We start from the raw sequence: 3935 nt of genomic DNA, 5'->3' as shown, positions 1-3935 counted from the left end.
GCATCCACCGCCGCGATCAGGGTCTCCTGTGACAAGTGGCTGTAGCGCTGGCTGGTTTTCAGTTGCGTATGCCCCAACACCTTGGCTACCTCATAGATCGAGCGACCCGAGTTCACCATGTTGCTGGCCATGCTATGGCGCAGGTCATGCATCCTCACCTCGGGCAACCCAGCATGCTTGCGAGCTGTGTTCCAGCTGCAGAACACCGAGACGAACGGCTCCCGACTTTTCGGATTGGGCACCAGATAAGGACACCCCGGCCACCTTGGCAACTGTGCCAACACCTCCAGAACGGTGGCGGATAACGGCACATACCGCGCCTTGCCTGACTTGGACATGGGGATACGCCAGCTACGACGCTCCAGATCAAAGTGCTCCCATTGGGCCTCCAATAGCTCCCGTTTACGCGCCCCGGTCATTAGCAACAAGGGCACGATGTATTGCAGTTGTGTGTTTTCACTTCTCACCAATGCCACCTTCAAACGCTGGGTTTCCTCGGCGGTCAGGTAACGCTCCCGTGCATTGTTGGCCTCGTACATGGGCACGCCAATGGTGGGGTTGAAATCGGCACCGGGGAGTTTCCATTTCTTGGCCAGATTGAACATGTAACGCATCAGTACGAGCATTCGGTTGCAGGTGGCCAAGGCATACCCTTTTGCCCGCATGGCATGGTGAAACTCGACCACCTCCTGCTGACTGACCTGATCCAGATGGTGACTGCCAAACCGGGGCAACACATGGTTACGCAGGTAACTGTCGTCTGAATCCCAACTCTTCTTGTACCCCTTTACGAACGGCATGTAGCGCTCTTCGGCAAACTCGGCCACGGTCGGTATCGCCCGCTTGATCTTACGTTCCTCGGCTGGACTGTCACCCAGCACCACACGCGAACGCAAAACCTGAGCGGCTTGACGCGCCTTGTCGAATGACAGGGACTTACTGTCGCCAATCTTGTGCTGACGCTGCTTGCCATGAGGGTCACGGTAACGCAGGTGAAACGTCTTGCCGCCTGAGGCACGGACTTCAAGAATGAAGCCAGTGATGGCGGTATCGTAATAGTCCACTTTGCTTTTACCTTCAGGGCAGACGGCATTGCGAACAAAGTGGGCGTCCAGGTTAGCGTGAGGCATGGGCATATTTCCTTATTGCAGGTTAGACACAGGATTGAGGGGATGAGCGGGTACACAGCAAGCAGAAGCGGTATGCGGATAGCAGATGAAACTCCTATTCATTGATCAAAAAACCTTGTGTTTCAAAATGATAGGAAGCCGAAGACCACAAGCGAAGCGCCGGGCCGGGGGCGGTTGAAAAAACGAGGGAGGGCGCAGCAGGGGGCAGTAGAATCGACAAAAAATCAGGTGTCCCAGGGCCTCAGAACGGCCTCAAGGGGGTAGCAGGTGGCGGCAAAAAACAGACATTGGCTGATGAGCCAAAACACAAAATAGGAGCCTCTATTATTAAAATCATCATTATTTAAAATCTTCAAAATCAACTACCCCCTACTACCCCCTGGCCCGAGGCCATGCCCACCATGGGCTGCGTCAAAACGACTCGGTGATGTTGGTGGGGGCAGCGGTGGAGACGTCCGGTGAAGGGATTCCAAAAATCGACAGGGCGACGATTTTTAAATCCTGTGACAAGCCATTTACTGTGTCATCCCGAGGAGGCATTCAGGCCATATCCGATCATCAGTAGTCATGGGCATCTAAGCGCTTGATGGGCATCGTCAGTCATTGTGTCCCGCCGATGGCGACCTCATTGGGCGTCGTGAGAAGAGATCGAACGAAGAGTTCGCGCCTTCTACCACCCCCCTGCTCCCCTGACGACGGATACCCATGCCCCTCAATAGTCGCCATCCTCGTCAATGTGTGACTTCGCCGAAGCAATCAATGTCGGGGCTGCCTTACGAGGAATGCGCCATTTGGTGTCTCCATTAATCCTCTTCGGCTCACCGAGCAGCTCACGCAGGATTGACCCACATTCCTTGCATTGGGGTGTCGATGGCTTCTCGTAATGGGCCAACTTCAGAACCTGAGAGGCGGTCATTGCTTCCTGACCCGGCTGGCCCTTCAACCGCAGATCGAGGATGTCCATTAATGCTTCACGGATTGCGCTGACGTTACGGTGATCCTTGTTGTGAAGCTCCAGCAGCGCTTCTTCATGCTCACTAAGCCACCAGCAAGCATCGCCCTTCTGAAAGTCCACCGCTAACTGGGCGAAGACCTGCTGCATATCAATACCGTGTCGGGTGTTGATGGCGGTGACTGGAACCGTCCACCAACGAGAGTTACCCGTCCCATCGACCAGAAAATTGCTTTCATTGACCGTGGCACAGAAGACGGTGCGCCGAGCGTATTCAGCATCAACCCGTGCATAGGGGCGGCGTAGCTTGTCCTGCACATTGGTCAGAAACCCTTTGAGCCGAGCAACGTCCTTTTTAAACGAACTGTCGAGCTCGCCGATTTCTACAATCCAATGGCTGACGGCGGTCAGGATGGAGTCCTTGTTGTTACCGTCCAGGTGGTGATCACCCTTGACCAGCATGTCGCATAGCAGGGGATCAGGCACCAAGGACAGGACCCAGGTGGTTTTACCAATGCTCTGAGGCCCCTGAAGGGTCAGTACACCCCGTGTTCGGAAACCGTGGTTTGTCAATCCCGCTGCCACGGCACTCATTAACCAGCGGGTGAGCAGCAAGTCCCTGAGTGATGTGGGGAAGCCTTCGCGCACCGTCAGGGTGTCGCACACACTCGGCAGCCGATCCTGCCCATCCCATGGTTTGCTATTGATCCAGTCGGCCACCGGGTTGAACGCAGCACCGTCAGAAATGACTTCCACATAACCCGGCACCTGTCCGACAGAGAGTCCATTGATCGTCGCCAAGTTGATGATGTGGGTCATTGCCACACTGTCCGCGTTATCCGTGGTGCCCCGGCCACCGGGTAAGGTGATGTGCGTTTTCTTCTTGATGACGTTGTAGCGGGCCACTACACCGTAGTACTGAAGCATATGCCGGACGTTCTGAATCGTGGCTGGGATCGGCGACTTGGGTTGAAGGGGCTGATGAGGAAAGCTGATCCGCTCCACGGGCTGCGCTTCCTCCAGGCTTGCAAGGGGCTTGGTGTCAGTTGCCACATCAAGCTGGGGATTCTCGCCATGGGCGACGGATTGGCATGAGACGTCTACCCCGCTCTGCTCATTGGGAGGCTGTGTCAGCGGGACGATTGCCGGAGACGTCGAAACCTCTGACGTGTGATTTTTTGTAACTTCTAAAGGCATGAAGAGGCCACCATGGTGAGGGTATTTAAAGGAGTCCCGGAAGGTGTCTCAGGGGTTAAGTAAACGGGCTCGTGAAATAGCCTGCTTTTCAACCGTGCTGACCGACATTATTTTAAAAATTAATTCTTATTAATCAGCTAGTTACCTCTTATCACTAAAAGAAAAACCCTCGACTAGGCCCCCTCTACGGATGCCACGTCAAAAACGGGTAGAAAACAGGCGTCTGCCCCCCTTTTATAACTGATGAAAACTCACACGTTGATCGGCTTTGAATACCCATTGAACCCCTAGGCATTGATCGCTAATGTGCCCCTTTTGCTACCCCCTGCCACCCCCACCAAACGCCAGGCACACGAATTCCTCCGCACGAAACGGATGACCGGGTGGGGCCGGAAAGTGTGACGGATGCAAGGTCGGGGGTAGCGAGGGGTAACAGGAGGGTCAAGGTGGTGCGACGGTTAGGGGGCGGCCAAACAGTGGCCCTAGCGACACCTCAGAAGTGACTTCGGCATGACCGGACAATATTGAACCGAGGTATCAGAATCAGCCGTCTAGACGGTCAATCCCTGCCCCCCTTACCCTCATTTGCGGACCCTAAAGTAATAGAACGACCAGGACACGATCGTCACCAGTACCACCCCCAGCCATGGATAGAA

The 3935-nt window shown here is 54.9% G+C and carries 2 protein-coding genes; both read right to left on the bottom strand.

Annotated elements, in window-relative coordinates:
- Nucleotides 1-1130 (bottom strand): site-specific integrase (locus K0F75_RS25300; protein ID WP_219064694.1); only part of this gene is annotated, 1130 nt, incomplete at its 3' end.
- 712 nt (nucleotides 1131-1842) lie between these two features.
- Complete coding sequence (locus K0F75_RS25295) at nucleotides 1843-3279, bottom strand: virulence-associated E family protein (protein WP_219064693.1); 1437 nt, start codon at nucleotides 3277-3279, stop codon at nucleotides 1843-1845.
- Nucleotides 3280-3935 lie beyond the last annotated feature (656 nt).

This window comes from Pseudomonas sp. UMAB-08 (assembly GCF_900095225.1).
Classification (GTDB): domain Bacteria; phylum Pseudomonadota; class Gammaproteobacteria; order Pseudomonadales; family Pseudomonadaceae; genus Aquipseudomonas.
This window is presented reverse-complemented; position numbering and strand designations above follow the sequence as displayed.